Origin of the sequence: Vibrio tapetis subsp. quintayensis (assembly GCF_030409945.1) — a bacterium.
Lineage (GTDB): Bacteria > Pseudomonadota > Gammaproteobacteria > Enterobacterales > Vibrionaceae > Vibrio > Vibrio quintayensis.
Map to the genome: position 1 here is coordinate 283320 of NZ_JAUFQV010000043.1, position 26848 is coordinate 310167.

Here is a 26848-nt window from a genome sequence, read left to right on the forward strand (position 1 = left end):
TCATGAAACAAATCGAAGTAAGTAATAGACATACCGACGGAAAAAATGACCCACACTGTGTTATGACTTGTGCATAAAAGTGTAGGTCATTTTGCTTATTCAGATACGAATTATTACTTCATCATCTGTTGGCTAGCTTGTTCAAGTTGCTGAAGTCGGCCTTGAAGCATCATTGTGTTCTGGTTGAAGTTACCAGGGTTAAGAACCTGACTCGCTTGAGTTGGGTAATCTGGCAACGTGCTCAAGAAGCTTTGTACTTCATTGGCAACGGGTACAAATAACCACATGTTATCCGCCATCCAACGTAAGTACATACCAGATTCATGAGGCGCTTTTTCGAATGGGTCTGCACGTAAATGAACGATTTGCGGCCAGTTTGGTTGGAAGCGAACCGCATCAACAATATTACCTTCTAGTACAGCAAATGAAACTTTGAAATCACCAGTACGAACTGCATTTAGCTCTGCGTTAGCTGAGAAGTAAAGCATGCTATCACGTGGACCTTGCTCTTCTTTACCTTCAAAATAAGGCAGGAAGTTGTAACCATCTAAATGCACACGCCAGTTTTTGCCGTTGTAACGAGCGCCTTTGTCAGAAGCCAATTTCTCTACTACTTTATCATCACCAGCGGCAGCCATTAAGGTTGGAATCCAATCTTGGTGAGACATAATGTCGTTGATCTTAGTACCTGGTTCGATCACACCAGGCCAACGAACGAGCTGTGGTACACGCATACCACCTTCGTATGTTGTGCCTTTCTCGCCGTGGAAGTAAGTCGCACCACCATCAGGCCATGACACGGTTTCAGCGCCATTATCTGTTGAGTAAATTACAATGGTATTGTCAGCGATTTTTAGCTCATCAAGCTTGTCTAGCAAGATACCAACGTGGTCATCGTGCTCTAACATGCCATCGGCGTAAATGCTGATGCCTGATGCGCCTTGGTATTTCTCTTGTAGACGTGTCCAAACGTGCATACGAGTAGTGTTGTGCCAAATGAAGAAAGGTTTGTCCGCTTTAACGGCTTTTTCCATGAAAGCTAACGACTCTTCCAAGAACTCCTCATCGGCGTGCTCCATACGCTTACGCGTCATTGGACCTGTGTCTTCAATTTTACCGTCTGCCGTTGCCTTAATTACGCCACGTGGACCGTATTTTTGACGGAATTCTGCATCTTTAGGGTAGTAATAAGTTTCTGGTTCTTCTTCAGCGTTAAGGTGATATAGGTTGCCGAAAAATTCATCAAAGCCGTGGTTGGTTGGTAGGTGTTTGTCTTGATCGCCCATGTGGTTTTTACCAAATTGAGCCGTCATGTAACCCTGCTCTTTTAATAAGTCAGCAATCGTTGGAGCCCAATCAGGAATACCGTGATCTGAGCCTGGCATACCGATAGTTAGCAGACCTGTTCGGAAAGGTTCTTGACCAGTAAGGAAAGCAGCTCGTCCTGCGGTACAAGACTGTTGGCCGTAATGATCAGTAAATAACGCCCCTTCATTCGCGATACGGTCGATATTTGGGGTTTCATACCCCATCATGCCGTTGTTGTAAGCACTGATGTTGAACACACCAATGTCATCACCCCAGAGAGCCAAAATGTTAGGTTGGTCTGCTGCTGTCGCGGCGCCAGATGCGGCTAAAAGGCCAACACCTACTGCCAGTTTATTGATTTGGGTAGTCATAAGGACTCCAATTGTTTATTGAGATTGGAAAGTCAAAGTGTTTGTACACCTTGTTGCCATTTAAGCTAATCGGTTCCCGGTGTGGTGTCGCTTTATAGTGACTATAACCAAAGGTTATATCCCCTTGAGGTAAGATCGGTACGCTAACTGTTTGACCGGAGTGAAAAATGAATCAAACCCAGAAAAGCGTCAACCAACTTATTGAACAAGTAGAAAAATCGGTAATAGGGCAGCGTCACGTAGTAGAAGCCTTGGTATTGGGACTGTTGACGAAAGGGCATGTTCTGCTTGAGGGGCTGCCGGGTACGGCCAAAACACGTTCTGTTAAAAGCTTGGCCGCAGAGTTGAATACGGGTTTTGGTCGAGTTCAATTCACTCCCGATCTCTTGCCGTCTGACGTAACAGGTACACAGGTCTATCAAGATGTTGATGGCAAACCTTCACTTCATTTTCAACCAGGCCCGATCTTCAACAATATTGTGCTTGCCGATGAAATCAATCGCGCACCAGCTAAGGTCCAAGCGGCATTATTAGAAGCGATGGCAGAGAACACCGTCACCATAAGTGGTGAAAGCCATAGCCTACCGGATTTATTCATGGTTTTGGCCACGCAAAACCCTATCGAGCAAGAGGGCACGTACACCTTGCCAGAAGCACAGCTCGATCGGTTCATGCTTAAAGTCACGGTGGAATACCCAGAACAAGACAGCGAGTTGAGCATTATCCGGTTACTTCGTGCTGAAGAGGCACAACAGAGCGCTGCCACTAAAGACGATGATTCAAGTTCAGAAGGGATCGATCCAAGCGTAATACTCACCGCGAGACAGCAGTTATCGAAAGTGAGTGTGTCGCCGTTGGTGGAAAACTACATTGTGGCCCTAGTCATGGCGACCCGAACACCAAGCCGATACCGTAATTCCCGTTTGCAAAACTGGATTGAAATCGGAGCAAGCCCAAGGGCATCCATTGCATTAGATAAATGTGCTCGAGCGTATGCATGGTTACAAGGGCGAGATTACACGCTTCCTGACGACGTACGCAGTGTTGTTCCTATGGTATTGGGTCATCGCTTCGCATTATCGTACGACGCTCTTGCAGATGGTGTGAACCGCAGTGACATCATTAACGAGTTGCTTGATAACGTAGAAATCGGTTAACAGCAATTAGTAGGGGTGACTATGACGAAAATCTTCTCTAATCAGACGAACGAACAGGCTCCGAGCGATGATATCGATAGCCGTATTTGTTGCAGCTATAAGCAGTTGGTACCTCTCCAATCTCAAGCTCAGTCATTCAGTTTGTTGCCGCATATTAGTTCGGGCACTTCGTTGGCCGGACGACAGCACTCTTTGTTTCGTGGCCGAGGGTTAAATTTTGAAGAGCTGAAGCATTACCAACCAGGGGATGATGTTCGCAACATTGATTGGAAGACGACAATGCGTGTGGGTAAGCCCTATGTACGCAGTTACACCGAGGAAAAAGATCGCAATGTCATCGTGTTAGCAGATCTGCGCTCCGGGATGTTTTTCTCTTCTCAGAGTGTGATGAAATCGGTCGTGGTGGCAGAAGTAACAGCCTTGTGTGGCTGGAAAGCCATTAAGCAGGGTGACCGAGTTGGGTTTGTGTTAGCGACGCCAAAGCAAATACAACTAAGCCGCTCTTGCCGTTCACAAAATGATCTGTTGCATCGGCTCAGTGATATTGCGAAAGCGACCCAGCACTTAAACTGCCATTCATCTAATGATTCAATTAGCAACTTTAGTAATATTATTAAACAGTTAATACGTTTGAATCTTAGGTCAAGTACGCTGATTTTGATTAGCGATTGGCATGACGCCAGCGAACGCGATTTGGATGCCCTTAAATACCTACAACAGCGAAATGATGTGGTCAGTGTGCTGGTCTCTGACCCGCTAGAGCTTAAATTACCTGAACGTCTGCATACTCAACCATGGGTTATTGGCAATGGCGAACAGCAAATGAATATTAGTGGTAAGGCGCTGGTATCTGAAATCAATCAGGTGCTTGAACACAGTGGTGATACCAAGCGGAACCGATTACGAAAGCTGATGACAGCAAAAAAACTTCCGTTCATAGAATTGGGAACGTCTGGCAACCATTTGCGCATTTTTAAGCAGAAAGTGGGAGGTCGTACATGACAGAGCATCGTGCACCTAGTACTTACATTCTACGAGATTTGAATGACGTAGAAGTCCCTCCAGAAATTAGCTGGATTCCGCAGACCATAGGTTGGAAAGTTCTAGCAGCGGCCCTGTTGGTTTTGGTTGTGTATTCCGGATTTAAAATTGCCAGAAACCGTTGGGAAAATCGTTATCGCGGCGAAGCGATTGAAGCGTTATTAAACATGCATATCATGACTGATGATGCAGGCTACCGAGTCTTCGTGATCCTCAAACAAGTATTGTTTTATTTGGATGCCAATCATGCACAGTTGCATGGTTCGGAATTTTTGAAGCAATTAGATGGCATGTTGCCTAGCACCCACAAAAAGACTTCGACCCGTTCTCGTTCAAATTTTGATGGGGGCAGTACATCGTTTCATTCAAACTTAGGGGAGCGATGGATGAACTCCTTGGTAAACCCTGAGGAAAAGCTATCTCACACTGAGCTAGAACAGATCATGATTCAAAGTATTGAGTGGGTCAAATGCCACCAAAGTGAGGTGACAGTACGATGATATCGGAACTAGAGTATGTTCATCCCGCTATGTTTTGGTTGTTGCCGCTGCCTATTTTGGTCTATCGGCTCATTCCGGCTTACAAAACCCGACAGGTAGCCGCTAAAGTTCCTTTTTTTGATGTTCTATTGTCTTCAATGGGATCTAAAACGGAACGACCAAACAGCCAACTTAGACCTAAGTGGTGGCAAAGGGTTATTTTGCTGCTCTCTTGGGGGCTTATGGTTATCGCGCTCGCGAAACCTACCATTTTAGGAGAAGTGCAAACACGAGATTTAGTCGGCCGTGATGTCATGGTGTTACTGGACTTATCCGGTTCTATGGCCGAACAAGATTTTAAAAGTCCGACGGGTGAAAAACTAACGCGTTTACAAGCGGCAAAGGAAGTGCTGTCTGATTTTGGTAAAAACCGTAAAGGTGACCGATTAGGTTTGATTTTATTTGGTGACGCCGCATTTATTCAAACGCCTTTTACCGCCGACAATCAGGCTTGGTTGACCTTACTTGAGCAAACCGAAGTGGCGATGGCTGGCCAAAGTACGTTTCTTGGGGATGCGTTAGGGCTTGCGATCAAAGTATTTCAACTGCAAGCGGAAGAAAAGCAGCAAGACACCGCTGAGAAAGTCGTCATCGTACTAACGGATGGTAACGACACTGGCAGCTTCGTAGAGCCTATTGATGCGGCAAAAATTGCGGGGGCTTATGATGTTCGAATCCATGTTGTTGCGATGGGAGATCCGGCAACCGTGGGAGAAGCTGCATTAGATATGGACACGATCAATCGCATTGCTGCAGAGTCTGGTGGCCAGGCATTTGAAGCGCTCGATCACATCGCTTTGTCTAAAGCCTATCAACAGATTGATGAACTTGAGCCCAAGCTATACCAGAGCACGTCGTATCAACCGAGAAAAGAAATTCATCACTATCTAATGATTACCATTGTATTGATGTACTTGGCAGCATTTACGGTGTCGTCAACGTCGGAATTCGTTCGATCTTTTTCGAAAAATAAAGCAGAAAAAACGGTGGACCGCTCACCATTAATCGGTGACGGTGACGGTGACGGTGACGAGGGGGTAAATCATGTTTAACTTGACGACTTGGGCAACTTTTATTGAACAATTCCACTTCCTTAGACCGCATTGGTTATGGCTATTGTTACCAATGATCGTTTTGGTTACGCTTCGTTGGAAGAAAGACAACCAAAGCGCACTTCATGACGTACTGCCAGAACACATAAGAAAAGTACTATTAATTGGCAATCGAGGTTGGCAGTCTCAATTACCGCTTAAGTTGCTAACGGCAGGGTTCGTGTGTGCAATCGTGGCCTGCGCTGGGCCAACATGGCAACACATACCGTCCCCTTTTGGTGAAGACAAAGCGGAGCTGATCATTGTGTTGGATGCCAGTGAATCCATGTTAGACACAGACATTGCTCCTAGCCGATTAGAGCGAGCCAAGCACAAGATTCAATCTATTGTTGAATCGCGGAATGGTGGTAGAACCGGTTTGATTGTGTTCGCAGGCACAGCCCATACCGCAATGCCGTTAACATCGGATACTAAGGTGTTACTTCCTTACTTAGCCGCCATCACTCCAGACATCATGCCTAAAACAGGCAAACAAGCTGAAACAGCTTTGCCGATCATTGATGAGCAATTTGCGAGTACAAGTGAGGGGGCGGGGAATACGATTTTATTGGTGACTGACGGTGTCTCCCCGGAAGCGAGCAACCAGTATCAATCATACTTTGCTAAAACGAACGCGCAGTTGTTGATTCTTGCGGTTGGTAACCCTGCTGTGGTCTCCAATACGCCGTTAGATATGAATGCATTATCGTCACTTGCTTCGAAAACAAGTGGAAGTTTGGTTGAAGTAACGACCGACAACCGAGATGTAGAACGCGTCAGCCGTTTGATTGAAAAACACCTGCAACTCAATGGCGAATCAGATATGCCATGGCAAGATATGGGGTATTACTTGTTGTTTCCCATTGCCTTATTGCTATTGTTCTGGTTTAGAAAAGGTTGGCTTGTTCAATGGGTAATAGTGGGCATCGCTGTTACGGGCCTTGGGATTAGCACTCCTGTTATGGCGCAAACAGTAGAAAATGCGCAACCGATAGAGGTTTCAGCGCCCACAAAGCAAAGTAAACAAGACGTCCTTCACCGTTGGTGGATTGGCCTTTGGTTCACACCAGACCAACAAGGTCAACGATTGTTCAATCAAAAAGACTACCTTGAAGCGGCAGTACATTACCAAGATCCATACCGAAAAGGTGTGGCTTATTATTACGCAGCAGAATACCAACTGGCTTTTACGGCTTTTATGCAAGTCAAAGATTCTGATCTAGCTCTTTATAATGCCGCAAGCGCACTGGCTCGCCAAAGGGAATATTTAGCGGCAAAAAATGCGCTCATTGAAATACTAGAAGAGGGGGACTTAGACCCTACACTTAGGCTTAATGCGAGTCAAAACCTAACAGCAATTACGCATATCATTGAACAGATAGAACGTACCAGTGAAAGCCAAGCGAACACCACTGAAGGGTTGGAAGAGTCGATGGAGTTGGGGAACAACCCACAAACATCAGAGGGCTATGAAGAAACCGTTGTTTCAAGTGTGTTGTTGCGCGAAAAGCTCAATGCCAACGAGATATTGGGCAGCAAAGAGTTAGCGGATAAATGGCTAAAGCGTGTTGAAGCTGATCCTAAATACTTTTTAATGGCGAAGTTTCAAATACAACTTCAAAATCGTGGTAATGAGGAGCGTACTCATGATGAAAAATGACATTGGGCTTGGGAACTATCGCACTCTTATCATTGGTTTTCTTTGTTTTACCAGCGTGTTATTTGCGCCGTTTTCTTTTGCTAGTTCTGCTGCTAATTCTACACTTATGAGTCAACTAGAAGGGAGTCATAAATCAGTAAAAGATCGAGTCACTGTGTCGGTATGGCTGTCTGACAGCCCAGTATTAGTTGATTCAAAGCGAGCCCAAATTGACAAGAAAAAAGCCACTATATTAGACAAATATTACGTCAACGACCAAATTAAACTCTACATAGAGGTAAGCACTCCAACTTGGTTTGCTGGTGGTACTGATATAGGTTATATCGACTTGCCCCACGCGATCGTTAGGCAAAGTAACCAGTTAGCCACTAATTATACCACCCGAGAAAAAGGGCAGACGTGGTCAAAACAACGGTGGGAAATCCCGCTATTTCCTCAGCAATCGGGCATGTTTACGCTGCCATCCATACCCGTTTCTGTCATTGTTGCGGATGAAAATCGTCAAAAAGTCCCGCTGGAATTCATGACGCCATCATTATCGTTCAATGCTGTTTTACCGAGTGGATTACTAGATTCGTCTCAGAGCTGGTTTAGTGCGACAGACGCAAGTATTCAAGAAAGCTGGCAGTTGTCTCGTTCCGAGTTAAAGGTTGGTGACTCGGTAACGCACACGGTGACGATAAAGGCTCGGGACACTCTCTCTATTTTTCTCCCATCTATGCTTGCTTTACAAAACAATGATGCGACTCAGGCTTACTCTTCACCTCATGAACTTACCGATCAACAAATGCGAGGGGAGTATGTTGCCACACGTAAAGAAAGTCGTACTTACGTTATTCAAAAAGGTGGGGAGCTTGTTTTTCCCAGTGTGCACTTCCATTGGTGGAATAGTGAAACAGCCAGGGTTGAAGAGCTCGTATTACCTGGACATAGGCTAGTTGTTAAACATACCTTTACTTCTTATGTACAGGAGCATAAAAGCCTGATATTGATGGCTAGTAGTTTTTCAATAATGTCAGCCTTCATACTATGCGCTGGTATTTGGTATTATCGCCGTAATCCTTTACCAAGAATTGTTAGTCTGTCTGTGCTTCTTTATGGAAAAAAATGGCCTGCAGCTCGTACTTTGATTTATCTACAGTTAAGAGACAAAACCAACTTGCTTGCCTTGCGCCAGTTGGAGAGCAACCCAGTTTGGCAACAAGACAGTGAAGCATTGCAAATGAGCGTTTTGAGTAAACGGAAGTTTATTACTATGTGGTTTCAAATTAAAAGTAAAAATGAAATGAATAAGCTTTCTGGGTTTAAATGTTTGGATCTGTAAACGGATCCCATAAGCGGGGTTAGGTCAATGTTGATATGCACTTAACCTCGATGGAGAGGGTTTGCGGTAATGCTTTCACATACCGCCCATCTGTATTATTCCCTTAGTTACTCACAAATTAGTTACTCACAAATTAGGTAATCGGACTCAACGCATTTCTTGGACATGTTGTCAGCATTTCTAATCGCCTCAGTGGTTAGATATTCGCGGACGATCTTTATCGCGTTGGAAGCGTCATGCCCATTGAGCTGAGATATTAGAAGCCATAAAAGCGCGTTGTTATGTTCTTCCAAATTAAAATAAGTCAAACCTAGGTTGAACTGAGCGAAGGCGTAGCCTGAATTTGCTGCTTGACGAAACCAATATAGGGCTTTTTCACTATCTTGTTTGACGGCTATACCGTTCGTATAATAATTTCCCAGATGGAACTGAGCTCCTTCATCCCCTTGCGCTGCGGATTTTTCAAACCAATACAAAGCTTTAACTCTATCTTTTGGAACGACGGTGCCAATATGGAACATAATAGCGAGATTGAATTGTGCGTTAGCATAGCCTTTATCCGCCGCTTTTTTAGTCCAATATATTGCTAATTGATTGTTCTGAGAGACTGCTTCACCTTGTGCATACAGGATCCCCAATTCTGACTGTGCAGGCAAATATTCTTGTTTGGCTGATTGCTGCATCCAATGCATGGCTTGGGCATTATCTTGATCTACTCCTTTACCATACAGATATCTGCGTGACAGGTGGTACTGAGCTGGTGCATAACCTTGTTCCACTGATTTATGATACCAGTTGATTGCTAATTCACTATAGCCTTTCTTGTAGTATGCTTCTGCTAGGTAGTATTGCATGACAGCATCACCACCTTTCGCTAGTGGATACAATATTTCATACTCTTCGCCTAAATCAACAAAATCAGAGTTAATAATATCTTTGTTATGCTCCATTGCGTACACAATGATCGGACATGAGAATAAGGCAATTGAGAGCAGAGTTCCGAGAGTTAGCCTAATAGTGCGATGAATGTTAATGAGTGGGGAACTATTCTCTTTAACATTATCATCACTTTTAATTCCCTTATTATAACTTTTCATAGATAAATCCAATATAAATTATATTTTTGCTATAGTTTCTTGATTTAAATAGAAACTATTGACTATTTTTCACAAGAGATTTCTTGTATATCATTGCTTGAAATATCACTTCCCATTGCCATTAGTTTTTCCTCTAGGTCCATTGATTTATCTAAGGAGATGGGGACTCCCCAACAATTTTGTATATAGCGGAAAGGAGCTTTAGTGAAGGCACATAATTCATGTCGGCCGCTTTGCTAATATATTCGATAGCAAGTTTACAATCCTGTTCTACGTCCCAGCCATAGCCATACATAGTACCAAGAATCGACAATGCAACAGGATTATCCTTGTCCGCTGCTTTGTGAAAATATTCTAAAGTAATATTAATATCTTTAGTCATTCCACGACTAAAAAGTGAAGAGGCCGCATACGCCACCATAGAGTTAACTTGTCCGGCATCAGCTGCTTTTTTATGCCAATAGACGGATTGCTCATAATTTCGCTTTACGCCTGTGCCATGGCCGTAAGAGGTTGCAACGTTTTCTTGAGCAATGGGATGCCCAGCCTTTGCCGCCTTTAGATACAGGTCAAATGCAGTTTTGTCGTCGACTGGCGTACCTATCCCTTCGCTATTCATGAATGCAAGCATCACTAAGCCATCAGTGCTGCCATTAGCCACAGCTCGTTTGGTCCAAGTTAATGCCAATGCTATGTTTTTTGAAACACCAGTTCCTGTTCTATATAGATAGCCTAACATGACTTGTGATTCGGCATTTTCTTGCTGTGCTGCTTTTTCTGCCCAATAAAGACCCTTATTGAAATCATCTTCAACATGTATACCTTTAAAATACAACGAGGATAACCTTGCTTGAGCATTTACCTCACCTTGCTGAGCCGATTGAGTATAGAGTTCAATAGCTTTATTTATATCGTTCTCAACAGTATCTCCATTTTCATACATGGTAGCGAGTTCGTAGAGATCAGAAGCATTTACATTGAGTAAAGGGGAATTGATAGCTTGTGTTGAATATTCTAACAGGGCATCAGTGCTTTTATTATAGAGTGGTGTACTTAAAACACCGACTGAATATACAGATAACAATATAAATTTTGTTAAAAATGAATTCATCAATTGACCTCTTAGAACTGGGGTGTTCATTATATCTTCTTTTTAAATAAGTACAGCGATGTTAGTAAAGGCTTGCTGGTTAAGCCTGTTGGTATCAATTAATGAGCCTCAAGGTTTTCATTGTTATGTTCGATTAACTGCATGGCAGGTCTGGCTTTGATCTTGACTAGCTCTCGGAGTTAAGGTGGTATTTAAGCAGTAAGGCCTTGTGCTTCGGAATAGAGCTTAGTTATATGAAATTCATCTCGAATACAGTGAGTTAGTAAACTATAATCAGACCTCTACTTTTGAAACATGAGCGACTATGAAAAATACTGAGTTGAATCTGATTCCAATATTTGTGGCCATTTATGAAGAACTCAGTTTGTCTAAGGCTGCCGTGCGCATGCAAATCAGCCAACCTGCTGTGAGCAAGGCGTTGGCGAGATTGCGTGATATATACGACGAGCCATTGTTTCATCGTACCGCGTCAGGGGTTGAGCCAACGTCGTTTGCGAGCGATATCTATCCTGCGATGTCGGCGTCACTGAAAAACTATACGTCAACACTATCGGCATCTCGTGATTTTGACCATCGAGTGTCTAATCGTGTATTTTCCATCGCTTGTGTTTCCGTGGCCAGTTACGAATTACTGCCCAATTTAATGGCGATCATTGCCAAAATCGCGCCCAATATTGCGTTAGAGGTTCACCCTCTCTTTACGGAAGACTACGAGACAGATCTTCGTTTGCAACGCTACGATCTGATCATTAATATTCCACCTAGAGGCCGCAGCACTCTAAAGCAAGAAGTGCTTCATACGGAAAGCTTAAAAGTGGTGTGCGCAAAAGATCACCCAAGAATTGGTGATGTAATTTCAGAGCAAGAGTTTTTAAATGAGGGGCATGTTGTTGTGTCGCGTTGGCACGTTAGAGCCAGTCTACTCAATAACGAGGATTATCCAGCGCTAGAGCGTAGAAAAATCGTGTACCGCGCTGCAGGGGTATTAGAAATGATGCCGGTCATAAACTCTTCTGAATTAATCGGAATGCTACCTGAGTCAAGCGTGGTGATGTTCCAGCAACTGTATAACCTGAAAATGATGCCAGTGCCATTCCATTTGCCTATTTCTGACTTGAGCATGATCTGGCACCCAAGCCGAACAAACGAAAGTGCACACCGCTGGTTAAGAGAACGATTGAAAGAGGCGGCGAAGCAAGCCAAATCAGTTTAAGTTTATTTATCCAGCCGCCTCGGATTAACGTATACTGTGTCTGGTATCAATTAGTGAACTGTATGTAGGGCGTTCATGTCATTAGAAGAGCAACAAAATAACCCGCTTCATGGGCTGGGATTAGAGCAAATGGTCAAAGAGCTTTCTGATCATTACGGTTGGAATATTTTAGACGTGGCAATGCGTATGAATTGTTTCAATACAAACCCGTCAGTGGCCAGCGCTGTGAAATACCTTAAAAAGACGGAATGGGCACGTGAAAAAGTAGAGAAGTTTTACTTATCTCGTTATAAGCGTATGCCAAAACCGAATGATGAGGAATACGATATGCCTCCACGCATGCGTACCTTCGCAAATGGCATTGAGCCAAGAGAGCCGATGGTATTGACGGTTGAGTCGATTGAAGCGTCACAGGCGAAAGCGGCGTCGACCTATAAAGCCCGCACTTCTCGCGGCGGACGTCATAGAGGACGTTAGTTAATCGCTATTCTAAAAACGAGCCCAAGCGGCTCGTTTTTTTCGTTCTAAAGCATGGATTAGCCAAATTTTAACGGCTCCGCTGTAAGTTGAACTTGTTCTCATTATGATAACGCGTATTATTCTTGATATTGAAGTGCGTGACTGATTGATTGGGTGAAAAGTTGGAGCTGAAGACGATTGGGCTGTTTTTTATTACGGCAATTGCGGAAATTTTGGGGTGCTATTTACCCTACCTATGGCTCAAAGAAGGGCAATCTGCGTGGTTATTAGTGCCCGCTGTTTTTTGTCTCGGGCTGTTTGCTTGGCTTCTTTCTTTGCATCCTACTGCTGCGGGCAGAGTCTATGCCGCCTACGGTGGCGTGTACATTTTTGTCGCGATACTGTGGTTATGGGTAGTTGATGGTATTAAGCCAACCGTGTGGGATACGCTTGGAGTGTCTGTCTCGTTACTTGGCATGGCGATCATTATGTTTGCTCCTCGTAGCGCTTAGACCATCAACGGCGGCGTGAAAAGTAATAAGTCGTGGTCTACTTAGGTCGCCACGACTTATTTATTGGTAAGCTAGCAATTAGTTAGCCGCTGTTTGCTATTGGTCCGTGACTTCTTGCAGCACGTGCCCCGTTGCACCACTTGGTTGCGTGATCCCGAGGAGGTTGGATAAGGTAGGCGAAATGTCGTAAGGCGTGACTTCACGGCTAACTTGCTTCGGCGCTAGTTGGTAACCTGCAAAGATAATGGGTACATGGGTATCATAGCGCCATGGCGACCCGTGAGTGGAAGCAATCGTTAGACCATCCATATCATTAATGTAACTACGATTATCAAAAATCACGTAAACATCGCCTGAGCGAGCGGGGTGGTAGTTGTTCTGCACTAACGTCATTAAGCGGCTGTTAGGTACCCGGTTTTGTGCGATATCTGAGCTGGATACAGCCTGATATACACCTTTGATTTTGCTCACTTCGTCAGCAACAGATGCTTGAACATCAGCCAATTTGACGCCGTGTTTAGCAATCACATCGTGATTGAGATAAATGTAGGGTTGTGCGAATAGGCGAATGGCTTCTCCGTCTAATCCGAAGTCTGCTTTTAAGCGGTTTTCAACACCGGATGAAAGTAACGTATTTTTATCAAAGTATTGTGCGTTTCTAAACCCGAGTTGGTTTGCGGTTGGTGAGGCCTCCGGCACGCCATGATCAGCTGAAAGCACGATCAGGGTGTTTTCTAACCCGACTTGCTTATCCACTTTTTTAAGCAACGTCGCGATGGTTTTGTCTAAACGAAGCAAATTGTCCTCGGTTTCTAAACTGTCTGGGCCGAACATATGCACAACATAGTCGTTAGACGAGAAACTAACCGCCAAATAGTCGGTGAAGTTGTTGTTGCCTAGATCTTCCTTTTCTAAAAGGGTTGATGCGAAGTCGGCGGTGATTTCGTCACCTGCGGGGCTGAGTGTCAGCATGGTACTGAAATAAGGGAAACTGCTTGGTCCGTATGGGTGCGGAAAGCTTCGTTCAAAGCCCGCCAATTTTACTTTATGATCTTGTTGTTTCTCGATCAGGGTGTATTGAGTCTCAGGGAGACTGAGTTCCCAACGTTTGCCTGAATACTTAGCTGCAAAGTCAGCTTGATTCCAATCATCAACCCATTTTGGGTAGCTGTCGTAATAATAATTGGTAGTGATGAACTCTGATTTTGCCTTAGAAAACCAAAATGCTTTGCCGGTTTTTCCCGCAAGAGAAATAGCCCCTCGGTCTTTAACAGAAACAGAGAAGACTTTGGATTGCCCATTACTCGACACCGTCAATTCGTCACTAAACGTTGACGTTAGTATGGACAGTGGTGAGCGGCCCTCGTTTTGCGCCGCTTTTTGAGTGGGGTCGATTTCAGTATTTTTGTCGACACTTGCTCCGGATGTCAGGCTTGCGTAGTCTTTGTCTTCAACGTTATAGACGACGCGCTCTTCACTGCGATCATACCAAACATTGCCAACCATGCCATTCACACTAGGTGGCGCGCCCGTTGCTAAGGCAACATGTCCAACAATGGTCTCCGTATTGCCATGTTGGTAATGGGCGTTATTATAAACGACACCCTGGTCCATTAAATAACGAAAGCCGTCATTGCCGAAGTTGTGTTTGTAGCGGTTAAGTAAATCGCCGCGAAGGCCATCGACAGTTATCTGCAAAACAAGATCCGGTTGTGAGTGTTGAGCCGCAACGGGAAAGCTGCACATAAGAGCAAGGGTAAGAGCCGGTAATTTAACGTCCATTATACTTATCCTTAGTTGGCGTCTTTAACTAGGCGTAAACCCATGTCAGACATGATGATAGATTGGCTAGCAAAGTCACGACGGTAGTTTTCAGATTCACTTGCATCGTAAGCAAAGCTTCCGCCACGTACTGACTTGTGTGAAAGGTTGATGTCGCTGTCTTTTGCGTTGTTAGGGTTGTCCGTTGGCCCAAAGCGGTAATAGGTATCTTCAAAGGCATCGATAACAAATTCGCCAACGTTGCCTGTCATATCATAAACCCCCAATTCGTTAGGCTGTTTTTGGCCGACCGGGTGGGCACGGTTGTTGGCGTTGTCGCCATACCATGCCACATCGTCAATATTATCTGAGCCACTATAGGTGTAGCCTTGGCTGAGGTTTCCGCCCTTAGCGGCAAACTCCCACTCAGCTTCTGTTGGTAGCCGGTACTGTTGCCCGGTGAGTTCGTTCAATTGCTCAATGAAGTAATTGGCCTGTTGCCAACTTAGATTGTTAACAGGAATATCGTCACCTTGAAAATAACTAAGGGAGTGGCCCATAACCTGATTAAATATGTCTTGAGTGACCTCGAATTTGGAAATGTAAAAACTGTCCACGGTAACGGATCGTGCAGGCTGCTCTGCTTTGGTTGCATTAGCTGAATTTGAGCCCATCACAAACTGCCCACCGTCGACTAGCACCATGTCTTGTTCGATCTGCATCGCGACCGGATGGGTTGGTGCTGTTGCACATCCATTGATGAATAGCGCGATCGTAATGGAACTTACTGAAATAAAAGCGCGTTTAGTTAACCGTAACGCTTTTACTTTATTGATATCAGGTAGTGACAAATCGGAAGTGTGCATAAATAGCCTCTCGGTGTATTTCAACTGCACACAGTGTACCGATTTAGGCTATTCCTATTGGTTATAATGGGTATAACAAGCCTATTCGGGTAAGGCCGATTATTATGCTTCTATCGAAACGAAATAGGTTGATTATGTCATGCATATTACTCAAGGTCCTCAATACAATGGTAAAGCCTCTAAACGTCTTCACGTGATGGCAAAACCCATTGGTGCTGCTTGTAATATTGATTGTACTTACTGCTATTACTTGAGTAAGCAAGATCTGCTGGAATACAAAAAAGGCTGCTCGCCTCGTATGGATGACGAAACATTAGAAACCTACATTCGACAGTATATTGAAGGGCAAAACACGCCGGAAATCATCTTCTCTTGGCAAGGTGGTGAGCCAACCATGCTCGGCTTAGATTACTTCGAAAAGATTGTTGAATTACAAAAGAAATACCAGCCAGATGGCATTGCTATTTCTAACGATCTTCAAACTAATGGCACTTTGCTCAACGACAAATGGTGCGAGTTTTTGGCTCGAAATCAGTTTTTGGTTGGCCTAAGCATTGATGGCCCAGAGCTTATCCATAATACCTATCGTACAAACAAAGCCGGGAAGGGCACCTTTAGACAAGTGATGGCGGCGGTTGACTTGTTACACAAGCACAATGTGAAATTCGCGACGCTCACCTGTGTGAATAACCTGACTAGCCAGAATCCGTTAGAGGTTTATCGTTTTCTACGCGATGTGGTGAAGTCGCCGCAGATGCAGTTCATTCCTATTGTTGAACAAAAGAGTTTTCGTACGACGGCCCCACAAAAATGGCACCCAAATGATCAACCAAAGCAAGGGGACAAGCGCCTTATCCCAGGAAACAAAGACGCCATTGTTGAAGCGTGGTGTGTATCGGATCAGGCATGGGGTAACTTCTTGATTGCGGTGTTTGATGAGTGGGCTAAAAATGACATCGGTAAAGTCTTTGTTCAGTACTTTGAGGCGAGCTTAGAAACGTGGCTAGGGCGTGAAAACCCGTTGTGTACCTTGAACAAAATGTGTGGCAAAGGGCTAGCGATGGAGCCAAATGGCGATGTGTACACTTGCGACCATTACGTTTATCCAGAATACAAAGTCGGCAACATTAAGGTCACCAACATAGATGACATGGCGTACAGCAAAACCCAGCAAAGTTTTGGTTTTGCAAAATCTAGAACGTTAACGACGCAATGTCAGCAGTGTGAATACCAGTTTGCTTGCCATGGTGAGTGCCCCAAAAATAGATTCATTCGTACGTCATCCGGAGAGCCTGGCTTGAACTACTTATGCGCAGGATGGAAGAAATTCTTCTCTCATGTTGATAAGTCGTTAGCGTACATTTTGAGGGCGACAGGTCACCCTGTACAGCACGGAAAGTTCAGTGACGAAGCCATGCGTAAAACCCAAAAAAACAGACCTATTTTCGCGGCTAAATTTTAGTCAGTTAATGAATTACTACTTTTAGTTCGTTGATGCAGTTGTGCTGCATGTTTTCAGCTCGATCTAATGCCGATTTTGGAGTTAACAATGAAAAAAACAACAGGCTCAGTTATTGCGTCCCCAGCGATTGTCGCTTTAGTTATTGCGGCTTTAGCTTCGTCTTCGCTTTATGCCAATGAAGCAAGTAACGCTGACGCGACCGCAATAAGCAGTACGGCTAAAGCGATTATTACTCAGCAGGTGATGCCTAAAACTGCGAGTGAGTGGTCGTACATTGCTCAAGATACTAATCAATCGGACAGTGAGCGAATCGTGGCTTTGGAAGCCTTGTCTACGTCGCCAAGTCAAAATGCGTTGGTGGCAGTTGCGCGTGGTTTAAAAGATCCGTCGGCCAGAATACGTGAAGCGGCCATTGTGGCAGCAAAGCCTTATCAACTTGAGCATCGCTGGCGTTTAGTGTCTCCGCTGCTCATTGATGAAGACCGAATTGTACGCATCACCGCGGCCGCTAATTTGGTTCGAGATTACTCAACGTTAGATGAGATGCAACAAGGTAAGATTCAAAACGCATTAACAGAATTGGAGTCGTATTTGGAGGTTCAGCCAGACGAAGCATCGCAGCTTTTGCTGGCAGATGTTTATCGCTGGCAGACGCTGTGGGATAAGGCGAGCGAGCTTTACCATCAAGTATTGTCTGACGATCAAAGAAACGTTCAAGCCTGGCTAAATCTTGCTGATAATTACCGAGGTCAAGGCAAAGACAAACAGGCGATTAACGTACTGGATCAGGCCATGATGATTGTACCGTCGAATGCGGCATTACATTATTCTAAATCGCTAGCGCTGGTGAGGCTTGAAGCAAAAGCTCAAGCGGCAAAAGAGATCCAAATTGCAGCAGATATGGCAGTAAATAATAGCTACTACTGGTATTTAAACGGTGTATTACAAGAAGAGTTTGATATCGATATTTCAACAGCTTCTTTTGAAAAAGCCTATAAAATTTCCGGTGATCCAGTTCAGCTCTATGCCGTGTGTGATATGTATATCCGCTACGACAACACCAAAGCGGATCAGTGTTTAGAAGAACTGGCCAAAATCGCACCGCCAACGGTCATTCAACAGTTGGAAGCCAAACGTCCAAGTTAACGGCTCTGAGGTACACGGCTAAGTAACATCGCCATAAGCTTGGCTGAATGGTTTTCAAGGTCGTCATGATTGATGTGGGGGTTATAGCCCCCTTGAGCTAGGACTCTCCACTGAGCCGCGTTGGATTGCCCTTGAAAAAATGCGATGTAAATCGTTCCTTTTTCGTCGGCTTTCTTATTATCTACACCGTAACTGTTTATACCTGTATCGAGTTGGGTGCGAGAAAAAAGAGCTTCATCGCTTAATTCTGATTCTCTTGCGATGCCAAATGCTACTTTCATTCCTGACGATTGCCCGTCAACAAGCCGATAGCCTTTACGGGCCATTTCAGACTCAATAGCTTTTTTATAAGACGTGAGGATTTTGTTTCCAAGTTCGTCATCACCTACATAGGCACGATCGGATTTAGTGTGCCAAGAATAGGTTTGGTTACCATCAAAAAATGACTCTTGCCCAACCACGATGACACCAAACGACGGCAGCGGGCTCACTGCCGTTGTTTGCGTACATCCTGAAAAAAATAGAGAAGCCAAAGCAAGAGCTAGAAATTTCATCGTACCACCGTGATGTGCAATGAGTGAACGTTTAGATTAGTGCTTATCTAACAGAATTAACACCGCTTTGCCTAATATTTGCTCAAGAAGCCTTTCATGACTTTCCGGAAAGTGTTGCTTAAGAGTCTGCGTAAATCGGTCGATACCTTGAATGGCAACGGGAGAAGGTGTTTCCTTTTGTGCTTCACTTAGCATCAACTCAATGGCATGGCGAAAAGGAAAATTGGTTTTAATGCCCGTGACCCAGCTATTGATCAGTGCATCTTCACTGCTTAAATCTAACTGTTGTGCAATGATGGGCAGAATTTTACCTTTAACCCCAACCGCGAAGTGCTTATTACTAGGAAAGTAACCCTGTAGAGTGCTCTTCGTTAAGTTGAGATCTTTTGCTAAACGAGTATAAGTGACACTCGTCCATCCCTCAGTAAGGAACAGATGCAATATGTGATCGCAATAAAACTCGAACCGACGATCACGTTCTTTTTGTGTTAAGCGTGCCATAAAAATGTTCTTTATTAATAATGCATACCAGGTACTATACACGGCAATGTCACATATTAAGAGTTGAATTTACTTGGCTCTTGAGCGGGGTCAAAAAATGACCGTGAATTCTTTCCGCATCGGCTCGTTAGTCAGAGTTTACGCTATTATTGTTGCAGGCCATGTTGGTGAAGGGAGGCGCGCACCTTAGCAGTGGTTGTCGAAGTTGGTATGTTGATTAGTGGAAAAATAAATGGCGATAAATGCACATAATTTTGTAGCTGAAAAATTGGTAGAAGTGGTGAAAGACAAACACCGCCGTCAGAAACTCATGGTCAATTCATTTACCGTGTTTGGTTTGATTTTTCTTCTCACCTTCAGCGTATTAAGTTTTTTGGCTAATCAGATCCCTTTGGCGTTGATCTTATCTACTTTTACTCTTTTTAGTATGTTTAACGTTTACGTGATGACGAAAAACAGAGAATGGGGGGTAATTGGCTTAACTGTAATTATTTACACATTGGCGTACTACTTACTCTTTACCGGTGGCTATATGGACACGGGTATCTTCTGGATTTACCTTTTGGCACCCATTGCGATTTTCATTAATCAGTTCAAAGCCGGTTTAGTTTTAAGTTCAGTTTTTTTGCTCAGTTTAGCCGGGTTATTTGCTTTGAAAGACATGCACGTTTGGTTGCCAGACTTTTACAGCGAAGTGGTTGCTTCCCGGGTTGTGTTAACCTTATTCGCATTGAGTGGGATGTGTCATATCTTGATCTACTTTCAATCGAAAGCTGATGAGTACATCCTCAAAATGCATGATGAAGACATTTTCAAGCTGGCGTATTTCGATTCACTTACCATGCTGTCTAATCGGGTGACTTTTCGCTCTATCCTGTATCATGCGGTACAAAAAGCGACATTTACGACCAGTGCTTTGGTGTATATTGATCTCGATAACTTTAAATCCATCAATGATGAGTATGGCCATGACCAAGATCTCGTCTCTAATATGTCAATGGCTGATAAAGCCATGTACGAAGCCAAAAAAGCCGGAAAAGGGTGCTACAACATTATTGATGCATAGCTTGTTAGCTAAACAGAACAATAGTTGTACGGTTGCGTGTCGCTTGTTTAGCGTCCTTTGATCCCTAAACCGTTACGTAAAGCAAATTGCACCAATTCAGTGTGATTGTCTAAGTTCAGCAAATCAATCATCCGGTACTTGTGTGATTCGATGGTTCTTGGACTTAAGAACAGTTCTTCTGCACACTGCTTTGCTGTATATCCCTGTGCCAGCAAAGCTAAAACCGAGCTTTGTTTTTTCGAGAGCAACAAGAGCTTTTCACTTTCGTCTGAATGGGTGGTGTCGTCATCTCGTAAACTGCGAGTCATGGTGGAGTGTTGCCAATAGACTAACCACATATCGCAGAGTAATTTTATGCGGCGAATTTCTTTTTCGGTGAGTTCCGGTTCTACTGAGCTGAATCGAGAAAACGCCATCGCCCCCCATACCTGACCAAACAGTTCAAGCCGAATAATTCCATGCCAGTGCGCCCCTTCCTTGTGTAAGGCTTGAAGAGGCGCTATGTGACTGGTTCTTAGAGCTTGTTCATCATACGTCTGCCACGTTTTTAAAGATCTAAGTAACTTCATGTAATCTTTATAATTACCGACAACAAAGCGTTTCATTTCGACTGCCGGTGTGTCTCCTCTAGAAGCAGACACCGTCTTACCCTCGTTGAGCAATATCATAGAATTAGGAAATAGAGTGAGTCTATCTACCTTAAACCATTCCAACGCTTGTTTCGCGAGCAATAAAAATGTGTGGTTGAAGTCTTTCGGGTGTGAGGTGGTTAACGTCTGGTTTTGGCTGATCAACAGTGATTCAAAATCAAGCGGCAGTGCAGCAGTCATGGAGGAATGTTACTCATTTTACGTCATTCTACACACGGTATCGCTTGTTATACGATGATGTCAACGAACAAACCATATCTGGGGTGAATTAGTTACAAAATAACCAGATCGAATAACCAAGATTCAAGGCATTGAATTCAGTAATAACACGGCATTTAGAAAACACCGTTTTATTTGCAGTAATTTTACTGTATTTCAGCAACGACCTTTCGGACAGAATAGCCTCACGTTAAGCGCACCGCTTACTGAGCCTCACATTTAGAAAGGTAGTTGAAATGAAAAAGACAGTATTAGCAGTATTGATTGCAGCCACAACGACGTCAGTTTTTGCTGGTGAAATTTACTCAAATGAAACATCAAGCGTCGCATTAAGCGGTGGTGTTGATACGTTCATGGCAACGATTGACAAAGATGGAAAGTCATCAGATGTAGAAGTAAACGCAAAAGGTTACATTAAACTGGACGCAGAGCAAAAAATCTCAGATACGCTTACTGGTTTCGCATCTTTTGAAATTGAAAGCGGCACTGATTACACCGGCACAAATGCTCAAGCATCGTTTGATGATGTTTATGTGGGTGTTAAAACAGACCTTTGGGGTTTGGCTGCGGGTGAAGTTGGTGACCTAGCCAACTCTGCCGATGCAATCGAAAAAGATGACATCACAAATGAAGGTAACTACATGGGTTCTGCAGGCGGAAACAGCCGTGAATCTGATGGTAATGGCTTCGTGGGTAAAGCGAACTTTGGTGCAATCACTTTTGTCGCAGATGCATACACAGTAAAAGAACAGGATATTGATCATGCTTATGGTCTTTCTGCTGATTACCAGCACGAAATGTTCAGTGTTGGTGCATCATTCATTACAGGCGAAAACAGCCTAGGTGACAAAGAAGAGAAATACGGTCTTTCAGCTTCAGCTAACGTGAAGGGTTTGTACTTAGCGGCAACTTACGTTGAATTTGAAGGTAACACTGAATACGGTAGCTTTAAAACCACGGAAAGCACAAAAGGTAACACGCTTGGTTTAGCTGCTGCATATCAAATTCAGCAAGCACGTCTTTATACTACCTATGCAATTGCTTCAATCGATAACACCAACAGCAACAACTACGGTGATACAACGAACTGGGTTGCTGGTGCAGACTACGCCGTTACCACTAACATCACAACATTTGCTGAATACCAAATGGCAAAAGCAGATTGGGAAGCTCACGATGCTTCAAACGTATTAGTCGGTGTGTACTTTAGCTTCTAATTAGCGCGCTGATAATCCAGATAGCAGGGTCAGTTGCCTATCCTGACCTTGTTGTTTGCTTAACAATAACCACAATATCTGAATTTCTATAGCGGCCTTTGGACGTGCATTACCATCATTGAGAATTCAAAATGACATTAAAACCGTTGCTTAATACATTTATGTTTAGTGCTTGCTTGTTGATGCCTTATCACGGGGTAGCCTCAGAGGTAAATGTGAACGCCCCATTACAGGTCGCCAATGAGTTTGGTCAGCTAACTGAAACGTTGGGCCTAAATACAGAACAAAAAGCACATATCCGTGACATGATTGTAAAACATCAACTGAGCCCGCCTCCTATAGACATAAAAGAGCTGCTCGAGGCGAGAAAGAAACAGCTCGATTTGATGGTTCAACCTGAATTTCAAGAGCAACAACTATTGGAAATGATTGAAGCCTTTCAAGCAAAAGAAAAAAGCTACTTGATCAAAGAAATGCGGCTAAAACACCAAATATATAATGTTTTAGATGAAGAACAAAAAGCCAGCTTCAAGCAGTTAATTCAAAACAAATTCAGTCAGTTCAATTAATGTGCTTATGGTCAGGTAGCTACTCGATAAAGTGAAGGGTGCCTTGATTACCCTATGCCCAACAACACGTTGTTCCAATCAACTAACGTTTACCTAGATTCCAAGCTTTAAAGCTGTTATTTATGCCGCTTCTGGCCGAATTTCTTGAGCAGGATGCTTCGAAATTACAATTCCACTGCCGTGTTTTGTTCCCTCAATGATTGAGGTTTTTTCTCGTTCATGGATGAAAAGTAATTTGTCCAATCCATCGACTTTATTGAATCCAATCAAGACTGAATCATCAAGAGAAGAATTCCAATTTTAGGAAGTGTGACCGAACAACTGCACTTTTAGCGTGAAAGCGTCGTAGCTCTATCTATACTTACTAATAAACCAGTCAGTTAATTACATAATCACCTTATTAAAAAGTCATCAAAGTAGAAATGACAGAAATGGGTGAATAGATAATGTCAGAGCTTAGAGCCTGTATTTTGGCTTCTAAGTTAGGGTGCGCGTTGATGGCGTTAGAAGAAAATGATAAATCGAACCTAAGTGAAACGGATAACGAACACCTAGAAGCAACACGCTTATTGTATGCCAATACCGTCGCCGGATTATCGATTTCAACAATAGCAAGTACCGCTCTGGTATTTGGTTTTGGCAACGATGTGGGTTCAGAGAAAAGCATATGGTGGATAATGATGTTGATCGTCTTATCCCTGCGAGCGATAGACACAGCACGCTTTCGCCAAAAGAGTCATCAAGAATGTTTTAACGATCTAAAACTGGATCGAATTCGTTTCTCGTCAGGCGTTGTGATTACTTCGTTTATGTGGAGCGGCTACATACTGTATTTCTACCCATTTACAGACTCGCTCGAATTGACTTCCACAATGATCTTGATTTCTGCCATGGCTGGGGGCGCTGCTAATATTTTATCCGGTAGTAGGGCGACGGCTATTTTTTACAGTATCGTTTTGCTTGCGCCATTTTCAGCATTTTTGTGTTTTTCTGATATCGCAACATATCAAACGCTGGGTATGTTGGGCTTATTATTTTGCGTTGTGATGGTTCTCTCCTCAAATAAGTCTGCCACGTTTACTTTCGATGCCATTCGGTTGAAGTATCAAAATGTTCAGTTGCTTGAACAAATGGAAAAGAAAGTGGAGGAACGGACAGAAGAGATTTACCGCCTTTCTAATTTAGATTCAATGACCTCCTTTCTTAATCGCAAAGCGTTTATCCGAACGATAGAAAAAGAACTAGCGCAACATCCTGATGACTCATTCGCGCTTTTTTTCATCGATCTTGATGGCTTTAAGCAGGTTAATGACAGTATGGGGCATGAAGTCGGTGATGCCGTTATTCGAGGAACGGCTGCAAGGATCTCCAAACTGTGCCCAAACCCGTTAAATAAGTGCCGTTGGGGCGGGGATGAATTTCTGGTTATTAAAAAACTGAACAACGTTAACCAACCCATAGCCTTTGCTGAGCAGGTAATTGCAGAAGTGAGTAAGCCTCAACGTTCGTCTCAATATAATACAAGCGTAGGGGCAACTATCGGGATCTCGATTTATCCCGATCATGGGCGCGATTTAGACGGCCTAATTCAAAGTGCCGATATGGCCATGTACCAGCAGAAAAGGAACGGGAAAGGAAAAGTTAACTACTTTGATGAATCTCTAAGAATGCACTTGCTCAGAGAGCATTATTTGAGTGATAGGTTGTCCGATGCGATTGCTAATGATGAACTTCGGCTTGTCTTTCAGCCGATTGTGACATCTCACAAAGGTGAGATAACATCACTAGAAGCGCTCTTGCGCTGGCAGTTAGATGGAGAAGATGTTCCACCAACTGAGTTAATTCCAATTGCTGAGCAATACGGCTTGATCTCCAATATTGGACTTTGGGTGCTCGAAACCGCATGTAGACGCTGTTTGCAGTTCATTGAAGCTAACAATGAACTGACGTTAAGTATCAACGTCTCTGTTACCCAGTTATTGGACAAACATTTTATAGAAAAGGTAGAAGAGGTGATGTTTCGCGTTGGTTTTCCACCGAGCCAACTAATTATAGAGATTACCGAGTCAGTTTTTGCCAAAGACAAAGACACGTTTTTGAAAGGCGTTAAGGCCTTACAGTCTTTAGGTGCTCGAATTTCAATTGACGACTTTGGTACCGGTTATTCTTCCTTGTCCAGTATGTTGGATGTGGGGGTAGATATTGTAAAGATAGACAAAAGCTTCATTCATAATATGGACGATAGAGGTATTAGTATCATTCAAGCGGTCGCTCAAATGGCTTCAGCATTACGTTTTGATGTCATTGCGGAGGGGGTTGAAACGAAGCAACAAGCCCAAAAATTAAATGAAATAGGGATTGGGTTTCTGCAGGGAGACTATTTCTCAACGCCAGTCGAAGCGGATGACGTTACGAAGCTATTGTTGAGATCGCAAGCTAACATAATTGGATGACTAATTTCCTAAGACTGTAACGTGAATCTTTTCTCTGATCGTTAACATCAAACTGGATGAAGCGCGACTTAAGTGTCTATAATGAGTATGTTATCATCACTGAAACTCAAAAAGAGCAGTAATAAAAATGCCAGAACTTAGTATCGACTCTACATACGGCGTTATCGTCATTCAGGATCTAAAAGCCGTAAGTGTCGATGAGAAGTATGCCAATCTTTATGGGTACGATTCTTCGCAGGAACTCCTCGACAGTGTTGATTCTTTTCTAGAGTTAATTCCTACACAATACCACGCCAAAGCAATTGAAAACTATAACGAAATTATTGCCGGGCGAATGGTTCCTCACGGGCATACATTTACTAATGTAGATCGTTATGGCCGCGAATTTACGGTGTTCTCTGTTGATCACCTTATTTCGTGGGAAAACAAGCCCGCACTTCAGGTAACCGTGATTGATTTATCCGTTGTTGTTGAAGCAAATAGGCGTATTCGTCAGCATGATCAAATGTTTAAAAAGATGATCATGCAATCGGGCCAAGGAATCATGGTACATCGCGACTTTACCCCATTAATGATAAATGATGCATGGGTACGTTTGATGAGGGCAAAATCGAAAGAACAAGTCATGGAGATGACATCCATTCTATCGATTATTCCAAAAAGAAACCAAGAAACCGTTAAGCAGCATTACCGCGATATCATTTCAAGAAAAATCGTAGGCCGAAGCGTGACGACAGAGAATATCTGTTTTGATGGCAGTCGCCGTTTTTTTAATATTTACGATAATGTGATTGAGTGGGATGGTGAACCCGCAGTGCAAGTCATACTGGAAGATGTGACGGACAAAGTCTTATTAGAGAAAACGCTCGCCTATAGAGCCTCTTATGATCAGCTTACCGATTTATTCAACCGTTCTGCAATTTATGATTGGCTGAAAAGCCAATTAGAGTACAACGATACCATCGCGTGTATCTTACTTGATGTCGATGACTTCAAAAAAATTAATGATACATATGGGCATTTTACCGGTGACGAAGTGTTGCGTGTGTTAGCCGCTATGGTGAAACGAATTGTTCATCAATACGATGGTGTGGTGGGGCGCTGGGGCGGGGAAGAATTCATCGGCCTTATTCCTTATATTTCACTAGAAGAAGCAGGCGAGGTTGCGGAAGAAATTCGCATTGCTTTCCATAACTATTTCTTTAATCTTAATGATCTGGAATTCAATAGTAGCGTGAGCTTGGGTGTCAGTTTTGGTGATAAATGCATCGACTTAAAAAGTGTCGAAAATCTTATTAGAGAAGCGGATCAGCGGCTATATATCGCCAAAGGCAATGGAAAAAATCAGGTATGCGTTGATTAACCCACTGACTTAGCGTGACGCTATTTTCGATTATTGTCTTTTGCCTATATATTAACCTGTTAACTTATCAATGACTGTGGCACGATGCCACATTGCTCATTCGTCTCCCGTTACCCCTGATCTCAGTATTACCTGCTC

At 43.5% G+C, this 26848-nt stretch carries 24 protein-coding genes; 16 read left to right on the plus strand and 8 right to left on the minus strand.

Features of this window, described 5'->3' with window-relative positions; all coding sequences use genetic code 11:
* Window positions 1-113: 113 nt before the first annotated feature.
* On the minus strand, window positions 114-1679 hold the full coding sequence (locus QWZ04_RS22210; RefSeq protein WP_290330460.1) for an arylsulfatase: 1566 nt from the start codon (window positions 1677-1679) through the stop codon (window positions 114-116).
* Window positions 1680-1846: 167 nt separating this feature from the next.
* Between QWZ04_RS22210 and QWZ04_RS22215 the strand changes: the two genes are divergently transcribed.
* From QWZ04_RS22215 to QWZ04_RS22240, 6 genes are read left to right on the plus strand one after another with little or no spacing between them, the layout of a single operon-like run.
* On the plus strand, window positions 1847-2836 hold the full coding sequence (locus QWZ04_RS22215; protein WP_290330461.1) for an AAA family ATPase: 990 nt from the start codon (window positions 1847-1849) through the stop codon (window positions 2834-2836).
* Between the two features lie 21 nt (window positions 2837-2857).
* Window positions 2858-3838, plus strand: a complete 981-nt coding sequence (locus tag QWZ04_RS22220) for a DUF58 domain-containing protein (protein WP_290330462.1) — start codon at window positions 2858-2860, stop codon at window positions 3836-3838.
* Window positions 3835-4377 (plus strand): DUF4381 family protein, encoded by a 543-nt coding sequence (locus tag QWZ04_RS22225; protein ID WP_290330463.1) that lies wholly within the window; start codon window positions 3835-3837, stop codon window positions 4375-4377. Before QWZ04_RS22220 ends, QWZ04_RS22225 begins: the two co-directional genes overlap by 4 nt.
* Complete coding sequence (locus tag QWZ04_RS22230; protein WP_290330464.1) at window positions 4374-5468, plus strand: vWA domain-containing protein; 1095 nt, start codon at window positions 4374-4376, stop codon at window positions 5466-5468. Before QWZ04_RS22225 ends, QWZ04_RS22230 begins: the two co-directional genes overlap by 4 nt.
* The gene (locus QWZ04_RS22235; protein ID WP_290330466.1) at window positions 5461-7167 is read left to right on the plus strand and encodes a vWA domain-containing protein; all 1707 of its coding nucleotides are present in this window, start codon (window positions 5461-5463) and stop codon (window positions 7165-7167) included. Before QWZ04_RS22230 ends, QWZ04_RS22235 begins: the two co-directional genes overlap by 8 nt.
* Complete coding sequence (locus QWZ04_RS22240) at window positions 7154-8491, plus strand: hypothetical protein (protein ID WP_290330467.1); 1338 nt, start codon at window positions 7154-7156, stop codon at window positions 8489-8491. The genes QWZ04_RS22235 and QWZ04_RS22240 overlap by 14 nt, the downstream gene beginning before the upstream one ends.
* A 122-nt stretch (window positions 8492-8613) precedes the next feature.
* On the opposite strand, the gene QWZ04_RS22245 is transcribed toward QWZ04_RS22240, so the two are convergent.
* A complete protein-coding gene (locus tag QWZ04_RS22245; protein WP_290330468.1) occupies window positions 8614-9588 on the minus strand; it encodes a tetratricopeptide repeat protein in 975 nt (324 codons plus the stop codon).
* A gap of 151 nt (window positions 9589-9739) precedes the next feature.
* Entirely contained in the window at window positions 9740-10729 is a 990-nt protein-coding gene (locus tag QWZ04_RS22250; protein WP_290330469.1) for an SEL1-like repeat protein, read from the minus strand.
* Between the two features lie 274 nt (window positions 10730-11003).
* On the opposite strand from QWZ04_RS22250, the gene QWZ04_RS22255 reads away from it, so the two are divergent.
* From QWZ04_RS22255 to QWZ04_RS22265, 3 genes are all read left to right on the plus strand, one after another.
* Window positions 11004-11912: a LysR family transcriptional regulator gene (locus QWZ04_RS22255; RefSeq protein ID WP_290330471.1), complete on the plus strand. Its 909-nt coding sequence runs from the start codon at window positions 11004-11006 to the stop codon at window positions 11910-11912.
* A 75-nt stretch (window positions 11913-11987) separates the two neighbouring features.
* On the plus strand, window positions 11988-12389 hold the full coding sequence (locus tag QWZ04_RS22260) for a VF530 family protein (RefSeq protein WP_290330472.1): 402 nt from the start codon (window positions 11988-11990) through the stop codon (window positions 12387-12389).
* 164 nt (window positions 12390-12553) lie between these two features.
* Complete coding sequence (locus tag QWZ04_RS22265) at window positions 12554-12883, plus strand: YnfA family protein (RefSeq protein ID WP_290330474.1); 330 nt, start codon at window positions 12554-12556, stop codon at window positions 12881-12883.
* A 96-nt stretch (window positions 12884-12979) separates the two neighbouring features.
* On the opposite strand, the gene QWZ04_RS22270 is transcribed toward QWZ04_RS22265, so the two are convergent.
* Both QWZ04_RS22270 and QWZ04_RS22275 read right to left on the minus strand, forming a co-directional pair.
* Entirely contained in the window at window positions 12980-14665 is a 1686-nt protein-coding gene (locus QWZ04_RS22270) for an alkaline phosphatase family protein (protein ID WP_435433647.1), read from the minus strand.
* An 11-nt stretch (window positions 14666-14676) separates the two neighbouring features.
* Complete coding sequence (locus tag QWZ04_RS22275) at window positions 14677-15510, minus strand: formylglycine-generating enzyme family protein (protein ID WP_290330475.1); 834 nt, start codon at window positions 15508-15510, stop codon at window positions 14677-14679.
* Between the two features lie 139 nt (window positions 15511-15649).
* Here QWZ04_RS22275 and QWZ04_RS22280 point away from each other — a divergent pair, with 139 nt between their 5' ends.
* Together QWZ04_RS22280 and QWZ04_RS22285 are read left to right on the plus strand one after the other, a co-directional pair.
* Window positions 15650-16972: an anaerobic sulfatase maturase gene (locus tag QWZ04_RS22280; RefSeq protein ID WP_290330477.1), complete on the plus strand. Its 1323-nt coding sequence runs from the start codon at window positions 15650-15652 to the stop codon at window positions 16970-16972.
* A gap of 111 nt (window positions 16973-17083) precedes the next feature.
* The gene (locus tag QWZ04_RS22285; protein ID WP_435433649.1) at window positions 17084-18118 is read left to right on the plus strand and encodes a tetratricopeptide repeat protein; all 1035 of its coding nucleotides are present in this window, start codon (window positions 17084-17086) and stop codon (window positions 18116-18118) included.
* On the opposite strand, the gene QWZ04_RS22290 is transcribed toward QWZ04_RS22285, so the two are convergent.
* The gene (locus QWZ04_RS22290) at window positions 18115-18672 is read right to left on the minus strand and encodes a DUF4136 domain-containing protein (protein WP_290330480.1); all 558 of its coding nucleotides are present in this window, start codon (window positions 18670-18672) and stop codon (window positions 18115-18117) included. The two genes, QWZ04_RS22285 and QWZ04_RS22290, sit on opposite strands and share 4 nt — an antisense overlap.
* A gap of 36 nt (window positions 18673-18708) precedes the next feature.
* Window positions 18709-19173 carry a hypothetical protein gene (locus QWZ04_RS22295; protein WP_290330482.1) on the minus strand — a complete coding sequence of 155 codons (465 nt, stop codon included), beginning with the start codon at window positions 19171-19173 and terminating at the stop codon, window positions 18709-18711.
* Window positions 19174-19405: 232 nt separating this feature from the next.
* Between QWZ04_RS22295 and QWZ04_RS22300 the strand changes: the two genes are divergently transcribed.
* Window positions 19406-20239 (plus strand): diguanylate cyclase domain-containing protein, encoded by an 834-nt coding sequence (locus QWZ04_RS22300; RefSeq protein ID WP_290330483.1) that lies wholly within the window; start codon window positions 19406-19408, stop codon window positions 20237-20239.
* Between the two features lie 47 nt (window positions 20240-20286).
* Here the strand turns inward: QWZ04_RS22300 and QWZ04_RS22305 are convergent, their stop codons facing one another.
* Window positions 20287-21069 carry a helix-turn-helix transcriptional regulator gene (locus QWZ04_RS22305; protein ID WP_290330484.1) on the minus strand — a complete coding sequence of 261 codons (783 nt, stop codon included), beginning with the start codon at window positions 21067-21069 and terminating at the stop codon, window positions 20287-20289.
* Between the two features lie 275 nt (window positions 21070-21344).
* Here QWZ04_RS22305 and QWZ04_RS22310 point away from each other — a divergent pair, with 275 nt between their 5' ends.
* The 4 genes from QWZ04_RS22310 to QWZ04_RS22325 all read left to right on the plus strand — a co-directional run bounded on the left by QWZ04_RS22310 (window position 21345) and on the right by QWZ04_RS22325 (window position 26710).
* Window positions 21345-22325, plus strand: coding sequence for a porin (locus QWZ04_RS22310; protein ID WP_290330485.1), 981 nt, complete (start codon window positions 21345-21347; stop codon window positions 22323-22325).
* Window positions 22326-22456: 131 nt separating this feature from the next.
* Window positions 22457-22894 (plus strand): Spy/CpxP family protein refolding chaperone, encoded by a 438-nt coding sequence (locus tag QWZ04_RS22315; protein ID WP_290330486.1) that lies wholly within the window; start codon window positions 22457-22459, stop codon window positions 22892-22894.
* Window positions 22895-23340: 446 nt separating this feature from the next.
* Complete coding sequence (locus QWZ04_RS22320; RefSeq protein WP_290330487.1) at window positions 23341-25347, plus strand: putative bifunctional diguanylate cyclase/phosphodiesterase; 2007 nt, start codon at window positions 23341-23343, stop codon at window positions 25345-25347.
* 127 nt (window positions 25348-25474) lie between these two features.
* The gene (locus QWZ04_RS22325; RefSeq protein ID WP_290330488.1) at window positions 25475-26710 is read left to right on the plus strand and encodes a sensor domain-containing diguanylate cyclase; all 1236 of its coding nucleotides are present in this window, start codon (window positions 25475-25477) and stop codon (window positions 26708-26710) included.
* The last annotated feature ends 138 nt before the right edge of the window (window positions 26711-26848 follow it).